This window comes from Metabacillus kandeliae (assembly GCF_021166585.1).
GTDB classification, from domain to species: Bacteria; Bacillota; Bacilli; order Bacillales; family Bacillaceae; genus Metabacillus_B; species Metabacillus_B kandeliae.
Window position 1 is genome coordinate 41,806 of sequence record NZ_JAJOZE010000017.1, and the last position, 17,868, is coordinate 59,673.

Consider the following 17,868-nt stretch of genomic DNA (forward strand, 5'->3'; position numbering starts at 1 on the left):
AATGTATGTCCCGCGTTGGTAAAAAACCACTTGAGATTCCATCTGGCGTAACAGTTACTATGAACGAAAACACTGTTACAGTTAAAGGTCCTAAAGGTGAATTGACTCGTTCATTTCATCCAGACATCAAGATTTCTGTAGAAGACAACGTTCTTTCAGTAACGCGTCCTTCTGACCAGAAAGAACACCGTGCTCTTCACGGCACAACACGCAGCCTTCTTGGAAACATGGTTGAAGGTGTATCCAAAGGCTTTGAAAGAGCATTAGATCTAGTCGGTGTCGGTTACCGTGCTACTAAATCCGGAAACAAACTTGTTCTTAACGTTGGTTACTCTCACCCAGTTGAGATCACACCTGAACAAGGAATCGAAATTGAAGTGCCTTCTCAAACAAAAGTTATTGTTAAAGGTACTGACAAAGAACGCGTTGGAGCTATCGCTTCCAACATCCGCGCTACTCGCCCGCCTGAGCCTTACAAAGGCAAAGGTATCCGTTATGAAGGTGAATTCGTTCGCCGCAAAGAGGGTAAAACGGCTAAGTAATGCAGCTTAAAGGTTAAGAAAGGAGTGACGTAGATGATTACGAAACCAAGTAAAAACTCTGTCCGCAAGAAAAGACATACGCGTGTTCGTTCTAAGCTTTTCGGAACTGCTGAAAGACCGCGTTTGAACGTGTTCCGCTCTAACAAGCACATCTATGCACAATTGATCGACGACACAAACGGCGTAACAGTAGTTAGCGCTTCTACAATAGAAAAAGATCTTAATCTTGAATCTACTGCTAACACTGAAGCAGCTCAAAAAGTCGGCGAATTGATTGCAAAGCGTGCAGTTGAAAAAGGTCATGAAACGATCGTTTTCGACCGCAGCGGTTACTTGTACCACGGCCGCATCAAAGCTCTTGCTGACGCTGCCCGTGAAGCTGGACTTAAATTTTAATAAGAAGGAGGGACACACAGAATGCGTCGTATTGACCCAAACAAACTTGAACTTGAAGAACGCGTTGTTACCGTTAACCGTGTAGCTAAAGTTGTTAAAGGCGGACGCCGTTTCCGTTTCGCTGCACTAGTTGTTGTAGGTGACAAAAATGGCAATGTAGGTTTTGGTACTGGTAAAGCCCAAGAGGTTCCAGAAGCAATCCGCAAAGCTATTGAAGATGCAAAGAAGAATCTTATCGAAGTGCCGATGGTTGGCACAACAATTCCTCACGAAGTTATCGGACAATTTGGTGCTGGAAACATCCTTTTGAAACCTGCTTCTGAAGGTACTGGAGTTATCGCTGGCGGACCTGTCCGTGCGGTTCTAGAACTTGCAGGTGTAGGCGATATCCTTTCCAAATCTCTAGGATCCAACACACCAATCAACATGATCCGCGCTACACTTCAAGGCCTTTCCCGTCTGAAGCGTGCTGAAGAAGTTGCGAAGCTTCGTGGAAAATCTGTCGAAGAACTGTTAGGATAAGGAGGGAAAGATAATGGCAAACAAATTAGCAATCACCCTCACTCGCAGTCTGATCGGTCGTCCGGAAGACCAGCGTGTTACCGTTAATACACTGGGTCTTAAAAAAATGCACCAGACTGTTGTGCATGAAGATAATGCAGCGATCCGTGGAATGGTGAAGAAAGTAAGCCATCTAGTCACTGTAGCTGAACAGTAAGAAATGCTTTAAAATTAAGGAGGTGTTCCTATGAAACTTCATGAATTGAAACCTGCAGAAGGATCCCGCAAAGTACGCAACCGTGTAGGACGCGGTATCGGTTCAGGCAACGGCAAAACTGCCGGTAAAGGTCATAAAGGTCAAAACGCCCGTTCCGGCGGCGGTGTTCGTCCTGGATTCGAAGGCGGTCAAACTCCTTTATTCAGACGTCTGCCTAAACGCGGATTCACAAACATCAACCGCAAAGAGTATGCCGTAGTTAACCTTGACAGACTTAACCGTTTTGAAGAGGGTACAGAAGTGACTCCTGAATTGCTTCTTGAAACTGGCATCCTTAGCAGCACTAAATCTGGCGTTAAAATCCTTGGTAACGGATCTCTAGAGAAAAAGCTTACGATCAAAGCAAACAAATTCTCCTCTTCTGCTAAAGAAGCAATTGAGGCAGCTGGCGGTACAGCTGAGGTGATCTAATGTTTAAAACAATCTCCAATTTTATGCGCGTGGGTGATATACGAAACAAAATCATATTCACCCTTTTAATGCTTATTGTTTTTCGAATTGGCTCATTTATTCCAGTCCCGTTTGTCAACGCGAAAGTGCTGACATCACAGGATCCAACCAATGCATTTAGTGTTCTGAACACCTTTGGGGGCGGATCACTATACCGCTTCTCCATACTGGCAATGGGAATTATGCCGTATATTACGGCATCCATTATTGTGCAGCTTCTGCAAATGGATGTAATTCCTAAGTTTACTGAATGGTCTAAGCAAGGGGAAGTAGGAAGACGCAAGCTAGCACAGTTTACGAGATACTTTACGATTATTCTTGGATTTGTCCAGGCTATCGGCATGTCCATCGGGTTCAATAATATGTCCCGCGGAATGCTGATCCAGGACCCTAACTGGGGTAAATTCCTGATGATCGCACTCGTACTTACTGCAGGCACGGCTTTCTTAATGTGGCTTGGAGAGCAAATCACTGCAAAAGGCGTTGGAAATGGAATTTCCATCATCATCTTTGCAGGTATCGTATCCGGCATTCCGCATACTCTTGGTCAGATTTATTCACAGCAGTTCGAGAATCCTGGTGATCAGCTGTTTTTGAAAATAGCGACATTGATTCTTCTGGCTGTTGCGATTCTTGCTGTTATTGTAGGAGTTATCTACGTTCAGCAGGCGCTTCGCAAAATTCCGATTCAGTACGCAAAGCGTGTTACGGGCTCAGCCCCTACTGGAGGCGGCCAGTCAACTCACCTTCCATTGAAGGTTAACCCGGCTGGTGTTATCCCGGTAATCTTTGCCGTATCTTTTATCATTGCACCGCCGACCATTGCATCGTTCTTCGGTACCAATGATGTGACGGATTGGATCAAGTACAATTTCACCTATACAAGACCGTTCGGTATGGCCTTGTATGTTATTTTGATTGTCGCCTTCACTTATTTCTATGCATTTGTCCAGGTTAACCCTGAACAAATGGCTGACAACCTGAAAAAGCAGGGCGGCTATATACCAGGTATTCGTCCCGGAAAAAGCACTCAAGAATATGTAACAAAAGTTTTGTATCGCTTAACATTTGTTGGTTCAATTTTCTTGGCAGTTATCGCAGTCCTGCCTGTGTTCTTTATTCAGATAGCTGGTCTGCCGCAGCAAGCGCAAATCGGCGGCACAAGCTTATTGATTATCATAGGTGTTGCCCTTGAGACTATGAAGCAGCTTGAAAGCCAGCTTGTAAAGCGTCATTACAAAGGATTTATCAAACAGTGAGGTTATGGGAAGCAGATTCCCATTCCCTCTAATAGAGACTCAGGGGGAATTTTTGAATGAATCTAGTTTTAATGGGTTTGCCAGGTGCCGGCAAAGGCACTCAGGCGGAGCGATTAGTAGAAGAGTACAAGGTTCCTCATATCTCAACTGGGGATATGTTCCGAGCGGCTATTAAAGAAGAAACTGAACTGGGACTTGAAGCGAAATCCTTTATGGATAAAGGGGAATTGGTACCTGATGAAGTGACAATCGGTATTGTCCGCGAAAGATTGGGCAAGAATGATTGTGAAAAAGGGTTCCTTCTTGACGGTTTCCCCCGCACAGTAGCTCAAGCAGAAGCGCTTGAAAATATACTGGCTGATATGAACAGAAAGCTTGATTATGTGATTAACATTAAAGTAGATCAGGATATTCTGATGGAACGCCTGACTGGACGCCGGATTTGCAAAAATTGCGGTGCTACGTATCATCTCGTGTTTAACCCGCCGGCAAAAGAAGGCGTGTGTGATAAATGCGGAGGAGAGCTTTATCAGCGCGATGACGATAACGAAGAAACAGTTGGCAACCGCTTGGAAGTAAATCTCAAACAATCTCAGCCGCTGCTTGATTTTTATGAGAAAAAAGGATATCTGCGCGACATTGATGGCCAGCAGGACATCAACAAAGTGTTCGCTGATATCAAGGAGCTGCTTGGAGGCTTTGGCAAATGATTATCTGTAAAACTGCCCGCGAGATTGAGATCATGCGGGAAGCAGGCAGGATCGTGGCCTTGACTCACCAAGAGCTGAAACCGCATGTTGTTCCTGGTATTACAACCAAAGAATTGGATGCAATTGCCGAAAAGTTTATACGCCAAAATGGTGCAATTCCATCATTTAAGGGGTATAATGGTTTTCGCGGAAGCATCTGTGCTTCTGTTAATGAAGAGCTCGTTCATGGAATACCCGGTGACCGGGTGCTGCATGATGGAGATATCATCACCGTCGACATCGGCGCGAAATACAACGGCTACCATGGTGACTCTGCATGGACTTATGCAGCGGGCAATGTTTCTGATGAAACGGAGAAGCTGCTTAAGGTTACAGAAGAGTCTTTATATAAAGGTCTTGAAGAAGCAAAACCGGGCGAAAGGCTGTCTAACATTTCTCATGCCATACAAACGTATGCAGAAGGTTTTGGTTTTTCCATCGTAAGGGAGTACGGCGGACACGGAGTAGGGCAGGAGCTTCATGAAGATCCTCATATTCCGCATTTCGGTCCTCCTGGCAAAGGGCCTCGCCTGAAGCCGGGCATGGTGCTTGCTATCGAACCGATGGTGAACGCAGGCAGTCGTTATGTTAAAACATTGTCTGATAACTGGACGGTTGTAACAGTAGATGGGAAAATGTGTGCTCACTTTGAGCATACAATCGCAATAACTGAAACTGGCTTTGAGGTCCTGACCAAAGCATAAGTGAAGGTGGAAATGCTTGAACGAACTTGATTTAGGAAATCCTTGGATCGGGCAGTTTGTCCGGGAATCCAAAGGTAAAAGTACAGGGCAGTATGCCATTGTAATTTCAATCCTTGATCATCCATTCGTACTTGTGGCAGATGGAGAGAAGCGCACATTTCAATCTCCCAAGAAGAAGAACGTCAACCATTTAGAGTTCTTTGATTGCTTATCTCCGGAAGTTCAGAGCAGTTTAGCTGAAACTGGTCGTGTGACAAATGGAAAACTGCGTTACGCACTTGCGAAGTTTGTCAATGAACAAGTTGCTGATTTGAAGAAGGGAGAACAATTGAATGGCGAAAGACGATGTAATTGAAGTGGAAGGCACAGTCCAAGAGACTCTGCCAAATGCAATGTTCAAAGTGGAACTTGAAAACGGTCATACTGTTTTGGCACATGTATCCGGCAAAATTCGGATGCACTTCATTCGCATTTTACCCGGAGACAAAGTTACGGTTGAATTATCTCCATATGATTTAACCCGTGGCAGAATAACATACCGTTTCAAATAAGACACTCCGAACGACTAAGGAGGTTGGAAAAATCATGAAAGTTAGACCATCCGTGAAACCGATTTGCGAAAAATGCAAAGTTATCCGCAGACGAGGAAAAGTCATGGTTATTTGTGAAAATCCAAAACATAAACAAAAACAAGGATAATCAAGAAGGAGGTGCAGCTATAAAATGGCTCGTATTGCTGGTGTAGATATTCCCCGCGAAAAACGCATTGTTATTTCATTAACATACATTTACGGTATCGGCCGTACAACTGCTCAGAAAGTTTTGGCTGAGGCCGGAGTTTCTGAAGATACACGTGTACGTGACCTAACTGAAGAAGAACTGGGCAAAATCCGTGACATCATTGATAAGCTGAAAGTTGAAGGTGATCTTCGCCGTGAAATTTCCCTCAACATCAAGCGTCTGATCGAAATCGGAAGCTTCCGTGGTCTTCGTCACCGCCGCGGCTTGCCTGTTCGTGGACAAAACACTAAAAATAACGCTCGTACTCGTAAAGGCCCACGCCGTACAGTTGCGAACAAAAAGAAATAAGGTAAAGGAGGTTAATCATCTATGGCACGTAAAACAAATACTCGCAAACGCCGTGTAAAAAAGAATATTGAAACTGGTATCGCGCATATCCGTTCAACATTCAACAACACAATCGTTACTATTACTGATTCCCACGGAAATGCACTTTCTTGGTCAAGTGCTGGCGCGCTAGGTTTTAGAGGTTCACGTAAATCTACTCCTTTCGCTGCACAAATGGCTGCAGAAACTGCTGCTAAAACTTCCATTGAACATGGTATGAAGACTCTTGAAGTTACTGTTAAAGGTCCTGGTTCAGGCCGTGAAGCTGCGATCCGTGCACTTCAAGCTGCTGGTCTTGAAGTTACTGCGATCAGAGACGTAACTCCAGTTCCTCATAACGGTTGCCGTCCGCCAAAACGCCGTCGTGTGTAATATTTCTGTATAGATTTTGTATCCCTGTCTATAATGGGTTATGATACAGTATATTTAATAGAGCCAATTTTTTACATTCTATTGCTATGCACATTCGGGACATTATAAATGGGGAATTTCGGTTAGATGGTGTTCTCACTGCTCTAATCGGGGTTTCGACGTTTTGAAGGAGGGTTTTATTGTATGATTGAGATTGAAAAACCAAAAATCGAAACGGTTGAAATCAGCGATGATGCCAAATACGGCAAATTCGTCGTCGAACCACTCGAGCGCGGATATGGAACTACTTTGGGTAACTCCTTACGTCGTATCCTTTTATCCTCACTTCCTGGTGCCGCTGTAACATCAATCCAAATGGATGGAGTACTGCATGAGTTTTCTACTGTAGAAGGCGTTGTGGAGGATGTTACAACGATCATTCTAAACATCAAAAAACTTGCTCTCAAAATCTATTCAGAAGAAGAAAAAACATTGGAAATCGATGTTCAGGGTGACGGTGTCGTTACTGCTGCTGATATTACACATGACAGTGACATTGAAATATTGAATCCCGATCTTCATATTGCGACTCTTTCCAAAGATGCGCATTTCAGAATGAGATTGACAGCAAGACGCGGACGCGGTTATACACCAGCTGATGCAAACAAACGTGAAGATCAGCCAATAGGCGTTATTCCTATTGACTCTATCTATACTCCGGTTGCACGCGTATCCTACCAGGTTGAAAATACACGTGTAGGCCAAGTAGCTAACTACGATAAGCTCACTTTGGATGTTTGGACCGACGGAAGCAATGGACCTCAAGAGGCAGTTGCTTTAGGAGCTAAAATTTTAACCGAGCATCTTAATATCTTTGTCGGCTTAACTGATGAAGCACAAAATGCGGAAATCATGGTCGAAAAAGAAGAAGACCAAAAAGAAAAAGTTCTAGAGATGACAATTGAAGAGCTTGATCTTTCTGTCCGTTCTTACAACTGTTTGAAGCGTGCAGGGATCAATACTGTTCAGGAGCTTGCCAACAAGACTGAAGAAGATATGATGAAGGTTCGCAATCTTGGCCGCAAATCTCTTGAAGAAGTAAAAGCGAAACTTGAAGAACTTGGTTTAGGTCTTCGTAAAGATGACTGAAGATGACTAGTTAGAAAGTTAACTAGTATTTTTCGTGCGTTTCTATATATTCAACGAAGGAGGGGACATCACATGTCATACAGAAAATTAGGCCGCACTAGTGCACAGCGTAAAGCAATGCTTCGTGATCTGACAACTGACCTGATCATCAGCGAACGTATTGAAACTACTGAAGCTCGTGCGAAAGAAGTGCGTTCAACTGTTGAAAAAATGATTACTTTAGGTAAACGCGGGGACCTTCATGCTCGCCGTCAAGCTGCAGCTTACATTCGTAACGAAGTGGCGAACGAAGAAGAAAACCAAAATGCATTGCAGAAGCTTTTCTCTGATATTGCAGGCCGTTACCAAGAGCGTCAAGGCGGTTACACACGCATCATGAAAATTGGCCCGCGCCGCGGCGATGGAGCACCAATGGTCATCATCGAGCTAGTGTAATTTCATATACACAAAATAAAAGGGCAGGACAGTTTCTAACTTGTTCATTGCCCTTTTTTTAAAAAGAGCATTAGGTTCTCCGGTTTATTGGATTTGAGCCTTTACATGCCAAAATGGCGCCAATCAGCACCGGTGCCATATAAAGCGGATCTGCAGGATCAGGACAAAGCCTGCAGGGAGCCTATTACCAAACTGCGTAGACGGCGGACATTTTATGTCCGCCGAAGCCAGTTGGAGAAGTTTTTTTTAGAGCAGAGAAAGAGCAGCTGAGGGGAGGCGCAAAAGCATGCAGGAAATCATTAAAGCAGAAGGTGTATCATTCAGCTACAGCGAAGAGGAAAGACCTGCCCTTCAAAATGTTGATTTTGAAGTTAAAAAAGGCGAATGGCTGGCCATCGTAGGCCACAATGGTTCAGGCAAGTCGACAATGGCAAGAATCCTAAATGGTCTTCTTATTCCAAATCAAGGGAAAGTAACTGTAGCAGGCATTCATCTGAACGAAGATACTGTCTGGGAAATCCGCAAAAAAGTTGGAATGGTTTTTCAAAATCCCGATAATCAGTTTGTTGGAACAACCGTTCAGGATGATGTGGCTTTTGGTTTAGAAAACCATGGTGTGCCGAGAGATGAAATGGTAAAGCGAGTGGAGTGGGCTGCCAAACAGGTCAAAATGGATCATTTTCTTGATCAAGAGCCGCACCATCTTTCAGGAGGGCAAAAGCAGCGCGTGGCGATCGCCGGTATTATTGCACTGCAGCCTGAAATTATGATTTTGGATGAAGCAACATCCATGCTTGATCCGAAAGGACGCGCCGAGGTAATGGAAACAGTAAGAGCGCTTAGAAAAAATGGGCTCGTCACAGTTCTTTCAATTACCCATGACCTCGAGGAAGCTGCAAAGGCTGATCGAATCATTGTGATGAATAGAGGAACCAAATATGCTGAAGGAACTCCTGAGGAAATATTTTCACAAGGGGACAAGCTGGTCGAGATCGGTCTTGATCTGCCTTTTCCGTACAAGCTCAGCCGCCTGCTGAGAGACGCAGGTATTCCTGTAGCAAAGGACCATCTTACAGAAGAAGGGCTGGTGAATGAGATATGGACATTGCGATCAAAAATCTAGAACATCGCTATAATATCCGTTCACCGTTTGAGAGGCTTGCCATCTACGATGTAAGCCTGGAGATCAAAGAAGGCTCCTACACCTCTGTTATCGGCCATACAGGGTCAGGGAAGTCTACTTTCCTGCAGCATTTGAACGGCCTTTTAAAGCCGACAAAAGGCTCTGTGACCATTGGGGAGAGAACGATTACAGCAGGTGAAAAGCAAAAGCACCTGAAAAGCCTGCGGAAAAAAGTCGGGATCGTTTTTCAGTTTCCAGAACACCAGCTCTTTGAAGAAACAATTGAAAAGGACATTGCTTTTGGGCCAATAAACTTTGGCGTTCCAAAAGAAGAAGCTGTGAAAAAGGCCCATGCGGCACTTGAACAGGTAGGCCTCTCTAAAGAGCTTTTGGATCGTTCTCCATTTGATCTGAGCGGAGGGCAGATGCGCCGGGTGGCTATAGCAGGCGTCCTTGCCATGGAGCCTGAGGTACTGGTCCTGGATGAGCCTACAGCAGGCCTTGATCCTCATGGACGGAAAGAGATCATGGATATGTTCTACAGGCTTCATAAAGAGCAGCAGCTTACAACGATCCTTGTGACGCACAGCATGGAAGACGCTGCTAAATATGCGGACGATATTGTTGTGCTTGAAAAAGGAACAGTCCGGCTGAAGGGAAAGCCGGAGGAAATTTTTGCCGAAAGCGAAACGCTTGTGTCCATCGGGCTTGACCTTCCGGAAACGATCAAATTTCAAAGGCTCCTTGAAAAGCGGCTCGGACGTTCGTTAAAGGAATTGCCGCTAACCATGGAAGGCACTGTTGATTTAATCAAGCGCCTTTATGAGGAAGGGGCAGAGCATCAATGAACAGCATCATTATCGGCAAATATGTGCCAGGTGATTCCCTCATTCACCGGATGGATCCAAGAGCAAAGCTGTTAACGATCTTTTTTTATGTCTTTATCGTATTTCTTGCCAACAATGCAGCGACCTATGCTTTGCTTGGCGTCTTTACGGTCATCATCGTAGGACTTACAAGGCTGCCGCTGCGTTTTCTTTTAAACGGGATGAAACCGGTGATCTGGATTATCGTGTTTACTTTTATCCTGCACATTATGATGACAAGAGAGGGACAAGTTGTTCTCGATCTTCCCTTTTTGAAAATCTATGAAGAGGGCATCAGGCAGGGGATCTATATTTCTCTCCGTTTCTTATACTTAATCCTTGTCACCACGATCCTGACGCTCACAACAACACCGATTGAAGTGACAGATGGAATGGAAGAGCTGCTGAATCCATTAAAGAAAATTAAGCTGCCTGTTCACGAGCTGGCGCTTATGATGTCCATTGCCCTTCGGTTTATTCCGACTTTGATGGACGAAACGGAAAAAATCATGAAAGCTCAGATGGCCAGAGGTGTTGATTTCACCTCAGGCCCGATCACTGAAAGAATTAAATCCATTATTCCGCTGCTTGTACCGCTGTTCATCAGCGCTTTCAAGCGGGCGGAAGAGCTTGCCACAGCAATGGAAGCGAGAGGCTATCAGGGCGGTGAAGGCCGGACCAAATACCGCCTTCTTTATTGGAAGGTGCTTGATACCCTTATGCTCTCAAGCTTAGCGTTACTTGCTGTCCTGCTCTTTGTGCTGAGGGCATAGAGATGAGGATGAAATGCATTGTTTCCTACGATGGCACGGGCTTCAGCGGCTATCAGGTACAGCCTGGGAAGAGAACCGTTCAGAGCGAATTAGAAAAAGCGCTGGCTGTCCTTCATAAGGGCAAGGAGATTAAAGTCGCAGCTTCTGGCAGGACAGATGCAGGGGTGCATGCGCGGGGCCAAGTTATCCATTTTGACACAAGCCTCAGCATCCCCTCTGACCGCTGGCCTAGGGCGCTGAATTCTCTGCTGCCTGATGATGTGGTGCTGCTCAGTGCTGAACAGGCTGCAGATGACTTTCACGCCCGCTACCATGCAGTGAAAAAGGAATATCGCTACGTGATCAGCAGAGAGATGCTGCCGGATGTGTTCACCCGCAACTTTGCCTATCACTATCCTTATCACCTTGATGTCGAAGCGATCAGGCTTGCAGGTGAAAAGCTTCTCGGCACCCATGATTTTACGAGCTTCTGCTCAGCCCGGACAGAGTCGGAAGACCGTATCAGAACCATTTTCAGCTTCGAAGCCGTTGAGGATGGCAGCCTTCTGACATTTCGCTTTGCAGGCAGCGGTTTTCTCTACAATATGGTCCGGATTTTGACAGGCACACTGCTGGAAATTGGCAGCGGTGCTAAAAGGCCTGATGAGATTCCGGCTATTATTGAAGCTAAGAACAGAGGCTTGGCAGGCAAAACAGCACCTGCTCAAGGACTGTATTTATGGTCCGTTGAATATGACAACTAAACCAGGTGTAACATTCTCTTGACATTGCTCTTTAGACGTTATATCATATCATATGGTATGTTATTTCATCCCCACGATAAGCCCCGGAAAGTCTTAATCGTGTTTTGAAATAGAACTTGACTAATATAAATGTATTTTGGAAACGAATTTTTAGGAGGATCAATAAATGCGTACAACGTATATGGCGAAAGCTAACGAAATCGACCGCAAATGGCTCGTTGTAGATGCAGAAGGCCAAACATTGGGCCGTCTTGCAAGTGAAGTAGCGTCTGTCCTGCGCGGCAAGAACAAACCAACATTCACACCGAATGTAGACACTGGTGACCACGTGATCATCATCAACGCTGAAAAAATCGAATTGACAGGCAAGAAATTGACTGACAAAATCTACTACCGTCACAGCCAATTCCCAGGCGGACTTAAATCCAGAACTGCTTTGGAAATGCGTACAAACTACGCTGAAAAAATGCTTGAACTGGCTATCAAAGGAATGCTTCCAAAGAATTCCCTAGGACGTCAAATTTTCAAAAAACTTCATGTCTATACTGGTGCAGAGCATCCGCATGAAGCACAAAAACCAGAAGTTTACGAACTTCGCGGTTAATTATAAAGGAGGATATTAATTTGGCACAGGTTCAATATTACGGTACAGGCCGTCGTAAAAGCTCCGTTGCCCGCGTTCGCCTTATTCCTGGCGAAGGCCGCATCGTGATCAATAATCGTGAAATCACTGACTACATTCCTTTCGCTGCGCTGATCGAAGACATCAAGCAGCCACTTGCACTAACTGAAACTGGTGCGAACTACGATGTACTAGTTAACGTACATGGCGGCGGCTACGCTGGCCAAGCTGGTGCAATCCGCCACGGTATCTCCCGTGCATTGCTTCAAGCTGACCCAGAATACCGCGGTTCCCTTAAATCAGCTGGTCTTCTGACTCGTGACGCTCGTATGAAAGAGCGTAAAAAATACGGACTTAAAGGCGCACGCCGTGCACCTCAGTTCTCTAAACGTTAATTACCAACGTTCAAAGGCTCTCAACCAATTTGGTTGGGGGTCTTTTTTATGCTTAAAAATAGAATTTGCCGGTGTAATTTATATTTTCCTGATCTCATATTTCTTCCCCCTCGAGAGAATGATAAAAGAAAAGAGTTCTGCCAAGGGGGCAATTGTTTGGAGCCTATTATGTCTTTTCAAGATAAAATCAGGGAAAAGCAGCTGAAATATGAGCGCACGATGATGAAGGAAATTTCTCTTAAAGAGATTAAAAAGAGCGTTGACAGCTGTTTCGGCCATCATTTTCACATCGGGCTCCTGAATAAGGGGCGTATCGAAGAGGGCTGCATGGATTTTGCGGTAGAATCCTTTCTCATTGGGGCAAAGTACAGCAAATTCGGCTCTTCCGGTGAAGCCATGGCGGATGTGCAGCTGAGAAGCCGCCTTGAAGATAAGGCTCTGCTTGATGAAATGTACGAATATCTTCTCAACTGGGGGCAGAAAGAAGAATTTACGCTTGCCAATGAATCCATCTATATTGCAAGCGGGCATTTTCTCAATATTTGGTGGAAGGAAGGATATCTTCGCGGAATGAAGCGCCGGAAGCTCCGCTTGAATTAATCATATTTCCCTTGCGTGTCCCATATAGTGAAGTAGGACGGGCGGTAAGGGGGAAATGGCGTGAAGAGATTAAAATGGCTCGGTTTTGCAGCAGGGTTCATTTTGCTGCTTGTGTTGTTCCGGTTTCAATTTACGAATGATGATTCGTGGAATACATGGAATCTTCCTCTAGCTGGAAAAATCATCTATCTTGATCCTGGCCATGGCGGGCCTGACGGAGGTGCTGTCGGCTCTACACTGATGGAGAAGAACGTTGCACTTGATATTTCGCTGAGGGTTCGAGACTATCTTCAGCAGCAGGGTGCGCTTGTTCTCATGACAAGGGAAAGTGACATAGACCTTGCCTCCATCGGAACAAAGGGCCTGAGCAGACGGAAGTCCGAGGATTTAAGAAACAGGGTGGAAACCATCAATACCTCCTCAGCTGACCTTTACCTGAGCATTCATCTCAATGCCATTCCTTCTGCACAGTGGAGAGGCGCTCAGACCTTCTTTTACGGCAAATATGAGGAGAATAAGCGGGTGGCAAGGTATATTCAGGATGAACTGAGAAAAAGCCTGGAAAACACGGACAGAGCGGCTAAACAGCTGAACGGAATCTACTTGCTGAAGCATGCCAACAAGCCTGGTGCTCTTGTCGAAGTGGGCTTTCTGTCCAACCCGCAGGAGGAAAAGCTTTTGGAAGGAAAAAAATATCTGGATTCCATGGCTGCTTCCATCTACAAAGGCGTCCTCAGGTATTATACGGATAAAAAAGATCCTCCTGAATAATCAGGGGATTTTTTTATGAAAGGCCTTTTACTGCAATATGGGAAGAGCTGTATGATATACTGGTGTGTGAAAACGAATTCAGCAAAAGGATGGGATAGCATGCTGCAGGAGTCAGAGCTAAGAAACATACTTGAACAAATGAATGAACCTTTTTTACATAGAAGCCTGAAAGAGCTTGATGCCATTCAGGAAATAAAAGTAAAGCCCGAAAAAGAACATGTCAGTGTAAAAATTGCACTGGCGAAAACAGGTACACCTGAACAAATGAAATTGCAGCAGGAGGTTGTGGCGAAGCTGAAGGAAGCAGGAGCCCAGACAGTCGGTATCCGTTTTGGCGACCTGCCTCAAGAGACAGTGGCTAAATATCAGCAGGCAGCAGCTCCAGCAAGCGGAAATCTGCTTTCACCCGGCAGCAAAACAACCTTCATTGCCATCGCTTCAGGTAAGGGCGGCGTAGGGAAATCCACCGTATCCGTCAACCTAGCAGTAGCATTGGCAAGAGCGGGAAAGAAAGTCGGATTGATTGATGCCGACATCTACGGATTCAGTGTTCCTGACATGATGGGAATTACGCAGCGCCCGACAGTGAGAGGCGAAAGTATTATTCCTGTAGACCGCTTTGGAGTAAAAGTTATCTCCATGGGCTTTTTCGTAGAAGATAATGCACCTGTCATCTGGAGAGGGCCAATGCTCGGCAAAATGCTGACAAGCTTTTTCAAAGAAGTGGAATGGGGCGATCTCGACTACTTGCTGCTTGACCTGCCTCCAGGCACTGGAGACGTAGCGCTTGATGTCCATTCCATGCTTCCGGCATGCAAGGAAATTATCGTTTCCACCCCTCACCCAACTGCTGCATTTGTTGCGGCAAGAGCGGGTGCAATGGCACTTAGAACAGATCACGAAGTCATCGGGATCGTTGAAAACATGGCTTACTTTGAAAGCAAAAAAACAGGCGAAAAAGAATACGTATTTGGACAGGGCGGAGGCGAAAAACTCGCTGATGAGCTCCGCGTGCCAATTCTCGGAAAAATTCCGCTGCAGCAGCCTGACTGGGATGAACTTGAATTTGCCCCATCCGTTTATGCTGCCGATCATCCAATTGGGAAGATCTATGGTGAGATGGCGGAGAGGATCGTGGAGCTGGTTCCTGTTCGGTAAGGGGAGCGCACTGGGGTAAAAAGTGAACCTGCGCATAAACTGCTTGGTAAGCATTTTAATTAAGCAATTCACTGCAATTTGCGTTCAAAATTAAATGAATTCAGTAAAAAAAGCCTGACACCAAGTCAGGCTTTTCCTATTTGGCCGCGAATTATGCCGTGGTTTCTATCCAAATGAACTTTCAAGACCTTTACTGACCGCCGCCTCCGCCGCCTCCGGAAGAACCGCCTCCGCCCTGCTGGCCGCCGGAGCTTTCTCCGCCAGCCTGTCCGCCTTCCTGGCCTTGCTGTTTGCCGGATTGGCTCATTTCCTGGGCTGCTTTTAAAAGGCCATCCTGGATTCTTGCTTTAAAGAGCGGGCTGGAGATGGTATCCAGAACCACTTGCTGAATATCTTTTCTTGACTGCTGGCTCTTCAGTGCTGTGCCCATTTGCTGCTGCATCTCGGGATTTTGCAGTATTTCAATCATCATGGCCTGATAGTCGGGATCTTTCATCAGCTGTTTAATCACTTTTTCATGTTCAGTTTGAATGCTTTTTGCAAAAGCTTCGGAAAATTTAGGGTCTTCAAATGTTTTTGTCCAAAACTCTTTTCCTTTGTCAGAGGTTAGTGTCTGCTGTATTGTTTCCTGGACCATCTTTTGATCCATGACCAGATTTTGTTTCATTTGGTCATCTTCCATGATCTGCTGAATTGCGGCTTTTCCATCATCTGTTTTTAATATATCCACGACCATTTTTTTGGTCTTTTCATAATCCATATCCTGTTCGCTGCTCCCGCTGCTTGAACCGCCGCATCCTCCGAGGGAGCCTGCGAGCAGAATGACTGCAAGGGGGAGAATGCCTTTCTTAACCATAACGAAAATGGCCCCTTTCAATTTTCTCTCCTATAGTTAATATGAATTCCCTGGATTTTTTTATGCTTGAAAAATTCTCCCGTATATAGCAATTTTATAGGAGGATTGGTAAAATCAGAGACAAACAGAGGGGATGGGGGAACAGGGTTTGAAAAGCAGAAATTGGGTCCGCTTTTTTTTAACAAACCTGCTGATTGGAGCTGCCGCCGCCATTATTATGGGGTTCGGCCTTCAGGCTGGTAAGTATGCTGTAATGGTTAAAAATGCAGATATAAAAGAACTGAGCTCACTGTTTATTCTTTTTGCAGGCTGGGGGCTGATTTTCAGCGTTCTTAGCCAGATGGGTTTTTTCGCCTACCTGACTGTCCACCGATTCGGGCTTGGGATGTTTAAATCAGTCAGGCTCTGGAATATTGCACAGCTGATTCTGATTGCGTTTGGATTGTTTGATTTAATTTATTTCCGATACCAGCTATTTGCCTCAGCAAATGAGAGCATTCTCCCGTATATAGCTGTTTCATCATTGATTTTTTTCTTTAGTTTATTTGTGGCCTATTTAAAAAAGCGGGACACCGTTAAAGAAGCTTTTACTCCTGCGCTCTTTTTTATGTTTATCGTCACCATTATTGAATGGTTTCCCGCACTTCGAATCAATGAGCCATTTTGGCTTTACTTTATGCTCATTCCGCTGCTTGTATGCAATGCCTTTCAAATCATTATGCTGCCGCGGTATACATCAGGAAGAGTACAGCAAAAAGAAGGAGTCCCCTCATAAGGGCTCCTTCTTTATTTTACTTCCTCGGATTTTGCGTCAGCGTTGGAAATTAAATCGCTGACACCGGCATTCTCCAGACGCTGGTTCTTTAAATAGCCTGCTATGGCAGGGATGGCCGCGGCTGTTTGCTTAGCAGAGTCAGATGCATGCAGCAGGATAATATCGCCGCTCCTTGCATCGCTTGCTGCTTTGACTATTTCAGTAACTCCCGGATTCGTCCAATCTTTTGTGTCAATACTGTAATGAACGACCGTCAGTCCGAACCTGTCTGCAATTTTCAGCACCTGCTTATTGAAATTTCCTGTTGGCGGTCTTAACAGTGTTACGTTTTTAATGTTGAGCTGCTTGAAAACGGTCTGAGCGAGCTGCAAATCATGGCTTACCTGTTCTGGTTCCATGCCTGAATAGTTTTTGTAAGCATAGCCCATGCTGCCGATATGGTGTCCTTCTTTTTGGATGCGCTCTACAATTTTCGGATGTCTTTCCGCCCATGAGGCTGATAAAAAGAAAGTGGCATTTTTAATGTCATTTTCTTTTAAAGCATCAAGGATGGGAACAGCTTTTGTGTCTCCCCAGCTAATATCAAAGGTTAAGGCAACCTTGTTCCCCTTTCCTTCACCATGATAAATGGCTTTCGGCTCTCCGCCTGCAGAAAATACCGGAAGCTGAAGGATATTTTCGAAATAGAGAAACCCGGCTGCAAACAATGCAGCAACAGCTACAATCAGCACCTGTTTAACGTGTCTCATATGCCATACGTGAAAGCTGTTCATGGCTGTCCCCCTGCTCGTAATGTCATGATGTCATCAATATATGCAGTAATGGGGACAAACATGATTGAGCCTTAAAAGTGGAGGAGTAAAAATGAGAAGAGCTATGATCCTGCCGGAGAAGGCTGTAAGAGAAATCGCTCTATTAGCTGAAGAAGCATTAAAAGAAACAAGGCAGCTGATGCAGGCGGAAAAAGGTAATCATCTCTGTATAAGAGCTCTTTATGAGAAGGAGAAAGTCTTAGAAATGATTATAAAAACAGCAGGAAAATAAAACAGCTAAAAAATATGTAAAAAACATATTGACGGTTTGTGCAGATATTTGGTATATTTATCTTCGTCGCTGATGACGTCGGTGAAAAACAATGAAAAAAGCAATGAAAAAAGTTGTTGACACTACTGATGATGCGTGATATATTATTAAAGCCGCTAACGAGCGGATGACAGAAAAGAATGACTTTTTCTTCATTAATAT

General features: G+C 44.9%; 28 protein-coding genes. 26 read left to right on the forward strand and 2 right to left on the reverse strand.

The window, feature by feature from the left end; all coding sequences use genetic code 11:
* Positions 1-5 precede the first annotated feature (5 nt).
* The 24 genes from rplF to LRR81_RS20405 all read left to right on the forward strand — a co-directional run bounded on the left by rplF (position 6) and on the right by LRR81_RS20405 (position 14,992).
* Positions 6-542, forward strand: coding sequence for a 50S ribosomal protein L6 (rplF, locus tag LRR81_RS20290; RefSeq protein ID WP_231791243.1), 537 nt, complete (start codon positions 6-8; stop codon positions 540-542).
* 33 nt (positions 543-575) lie between these two features.
* Complete coding sequence (rplR, locus tag LRR81_RS20295) at positions 576-938, forward strand: 50S ribosomal protein L18 (RefSeq protein WP_231791244.1); 363 nt, start codon at positions 576-578, stop codon at positions 936-938.
* Between the two features lie 21 nt (positions 939-959).
* Positions 960-1,460 carry a 30S ribosomal protein S5 gene (gene rpsE / locus LRR81_RS20300; RefSeq protein ID WP_231791245.1) on the forward strand — a complete coding sequence of 167 codons (501 nt, stop codon included), beginning with the start codon at positions 960-962 and terminating at the stop codon, positions 1,458-1,460.
* Positions 1,461-1,473: 13 nt separating this feature from the next.
* The gene (gene rpmD, locus LRR81_RS20305; RefSeq protein WP_231791246.1) at positions 1,474-1,656 is read left to right on the forward strand and encodes a 50S ribosomal protein L30; all 183 of its coding nucleotides are present in this window, start codon (positions 1,474-1,476) and stop codon (positions 1,654-1,656) included.
* Between the two features lie 30 nt (positions 1,657-1,686).
* Complete coding sequence (gene rplO / locus LRR81_RS20310) at positions 1,687-2,127, forward strand: 50S ribosomal protein L15 (protein ID WP_231791247.1); 441 nt, start codon at positions 1,687-1,689, stop codon at positions 2,125-2,127.
* Positions 2,127-3,425 (forward strand): preprotein translocase subunit SecY, encoded by a 1,299-nt coding sequence (gene secY / locus LRR81_RS20315; protein ID WP_231791248.1) that lies wholly within the window; start codon positions 2,127-2,129, stop codon positions 3,423-3,425. Before rplO ends, secY begins: the two co-directional genes overlap by 1 nt.
* A 56-nt stretch (positions 3,426-3,481) precedes the next feature.
* A complete protein-coding gene (locus LRR81_RS20320; protein WP_231791249.1) occupies positions 3,482-4,135 on the forward strand; it encodes an adenylate kinase in 654 nt (217 codons plus the stop codon).
* On the forward strand, positions 4,132-4,878 hold the full coding sequence (map, locus tag LRR81_RS20325) for a type I methionyl aminopeptidase (RefSeq protein WP_231791250.1): 747 nt from the start codon (positions 4,132-4,134) through the stop codon (positions 4,876-4,878). The genes LRR81_RS20320 and map overlap by 4 nt, the downstream gene beginning before the upstream one ends.
* Positions 4,879-4,894: 16 nt before the next feature.
* A complete protein-coding gene (locus LRR81_RS20330) occupies positions 4,895-5,233 on the forward strand; it encodes a KOW domain-containing RNA-binding protein (RefSeq protein ID WP_231791251.1) in 339 nt (112 codons plus the stop codon).
* Positions 5,211-5,429, forward strand: a complete 219-nt coding sequence (infA, locus tag LRR81_RS20335) for a translation initiation factor IF-1 (protein ID WP_028390440.1) — start codon at positions 5,211-5,213, stop codon at positions 5,427-5,429. Before LRR81_RS20330 ends, infA begins: the two co-directional genes overlap by 23 nt.
* Before the next feature lie 34 nt (positions 5,430-5,463).
* Positions 5,464-5,577, forward strand: a complete 114-nt coding sequence (rpmJ, locus tag LRR81_RS20340) for a 50S ribosomal protein L36 (protein ID WP_000868344.1) — start codon at positions 5,464-5,466, stop codon at positions 5,575-5,577.
* Between the two features lie 24 nt (positions 5,578-5,601).
* The gene (rpsM, locus tag LRR81_RS20345) at positions 5,602-5,967 is read left to right on the forward strand and encodes a 30S ribosomal protein S13 (RefSeq protein ID WP_231791252.1); all 366 of its coding nucleotides are present in this window, start codon (positions 5,602-5,604) and stop codon (positions 5,965-5,967) included.
* A 21-nt stretch (positions 5,968-5,988) separates the two neighbouring features.
* On the forward strand, positions 5,989-6,378 hold the full coding sequence (rpsK, locus tag LRR81_RS20350) for a 30S ribosomal protein S11 (RefSeq protein ID WP_231791253.1): 390 nt from the start codon (positions 5,989-5,991) through the stop codon (positions 6,376-6,378).
* A 183-nt stretch (positions 6,379-6,561) separates the two neighbouring features.
* The gene (locus LRR81_RS20355; protein ID WP_231791254.1) at positions 6,562-7,506 is read left to right on the forward strand and encodes a DNA-directed RNA polymerase subunit alpha; all 945 of its coding nucleotides are present in this window, start codon (positions 6,562-6,564) and stop codon (positions 7,504-7,506) included.
* Positions 7,507-7,578: 72 nt separating this feature from the next.
* The gene (rplQ, locus tag LRR81_RS20360) at positions 7,579-7,941 is read left to right on the forward strand and encodes a 50S ribosomal protein L17 (protein ID WP_231791255.1); all 363 of its coding nucleotides are present in this window, start codon (positions 7,579-7,581) and stop codon (positions 7,939-7,941) included.
* Positions 7,942-8,227: 286 nt separating this feature from the next.
* Complete coding sequence (locus tag LRR81_RS20365) at positions 8,228-9,064, forward strand: energy-coupling factor ABC transporter ATP-binding protein (RefSeq protein ID WP_231791256.1); 837 nt, start codon at positions 8,228-8,230, stop codon at positions 9,062-9,064.
* On the forward strand, positions 9,040-9,912 hold the full coding sequence (locus LRR81_RS20370) for an energy-coupling factor ABC transporter ATP-binding protein (protein WP_231791257.1): 873 nt from the start codon (positions 9,040-9,042) through the stop codon (positions 9,910-9,912). Before LRR81_RS20365 ends, LRR81_RS20370 begins: the two co-directional genes overlap by 25 nt.
* Positions 9,909-10,703: an energy-coupling factor transporter transmembrane component T family protein gene (locus LRR81_RS20375; RefSeq protein ID WP_231791258.1), complete on the forward strand. Its 795-nt coding sequence runs from the start codon at positions 9,909-9,911 to the stop codon at positions 10,701-10,703. The genes LRR81_RS20370 and LRR81_RS20375 overlap by 4 nt, the downstream gene beginning before the upstream one ends.
* Positions 10,704-10,705: 2 nt before the next feature.
* Positions 10,706-11,446 carry a tRNA pseudouridine(38-40) synthase TruA gene (gene truA, locus LRR81_RS20380; RefSeq protein ID WP_231791259.1) on the forward strand — a complete coding sequence of 247 codons (741 nt, stop codon included), beginning with the start codon at positions 10,706-10,708 and terminating at the stop codon, positions 11,444-11,446.
* Positions 11,447-11,612: 166 nt separating this feature from the next.
* Positions 11,613-12,050 (forward strand): 50S ribosomal protein L13, encoded by a 438-nt coding sequence (rplM, locus tag LRR81_RS20385; protein ID WP_231791260.1) that lies wholly within the window; start codon positions 11,613-11,615, stop codon positions 12,048-12,050.
* A 20-nt stretch (positions 12,051-12,070) separates the two neighbouring features.
* Complete coding sequence (gene rpsI / locus LRR81_RS20390; protein WP_231791261.1) at positions 12,071-12,463, forward strand: 30S ribosomal protein S9; 393 nt, start codon at positions 12,071-12,073, stop codon at positions 12,461-12,463.
* Positions 12,464-12,619: 156 nt separating this feature from the next.
* Positions 12,620-13,063 carry a DUF2521 family protein gene (locus LRR81_RS20395; RefSeq protein ID WP_231791262.1) on the forward strand — a complete coding sequence of 148 codons (444 nt, stop codon included), beginning with the start codon at positions 12,620-12,622 and terminating at the stop codon, positions 13,061-13,063.
* A gap of 60 nt (positions 13,064-13,123) precedes the next feature.
* Complete coding sequence (gene cwlD, locus LRR81_RS20400) at positions 13,124-13,834, forward strand: N-acetylmuramoyl-L-alanine amidase CwlD (protein WP_231791263.1); 711 nt, start codon at positions 13,124-13,126, stop codon at positions 13,832-13,834.
* A 99-nt stretch (positions 13,835-13,933) separates the two neighbouring features.
* A complete protein-coding gene (locus LRR81_RS20405; protein WP_231791268.1) occupies positions 13,934-14,992 on the forward strand; it encodes an Mrp/NBP35 family ATP-binding protein in 1,059 nt (352 codons plus the stop codon).
* A gap of 190 nt (positions 14,993-15,182) precedes the next feature.
* Here the strand turns inward: LRR81_RS20405 and gerD are convergent, their stop codons facing one another.
* Positions 15,183-15,848, reverse strand: coding sequence for a spore germination lipoprotein GerD (gene gerD / locus LRR81_RS20410; RefSeq protein ID WP_269448752.1), 666 nt, complete (start codon positions 15,846-15,848; stop codon positions 15,183-15,185).
* A gap of 148 nt (positions 15,849-15,996) precedes the next feature.
* On the opposite strand from gerD, the gene LRR81_RS20415 reads away from it, so the two are divergent.
* Positions 15,997-16,623: a KinB-signaling pathway activation protein gene (locus LRR81_RS20415; protein ID WP_231791265.1), complete on the forward strand. Its 627-nt coding sequence runs from the start codon at positions 15,997-15,999 to the stop codon at positions 16,621-16,623.
* Positions 16,624-16,634: 11 nt separating this feature from the next.
* Here the strand turns inward: LRR81_RS20415 and LRR81_RS20420 are convergent, their stop codons facing one another.
* Positions 16,635-17,396, reverse strand: coding sequence for a polysaccharide deacetylase family protein (locus LRR81_RS20420; protein ID WP_231791266.1), 762 nt, complete (start codon positions 17,394-17,396; stop codon positions 16,635-16,637).
* A gap of 91 nt (positions 17,397-17,487) precedes the next feature.
* Here LRR81_RS20420 and LRR81_RS20425 point away from each other — a divergent pair, with 91 nt between their 5' ends.
* The gene (locus LRR81_RS20425) at positions 17,488-17,667 is read left to right on the forward strand and encodes a hypothetical protein (RefSeq protein ID WP_231791267.1); all 180 of its coding nucleotides are present in this window, start codon (positions 17,488-17,490) and stop codon (positions 17,665-17,667) included.
* The last annotated feature ends 201 nt before the right edge of the window (positions 17,668-17,868 follow it).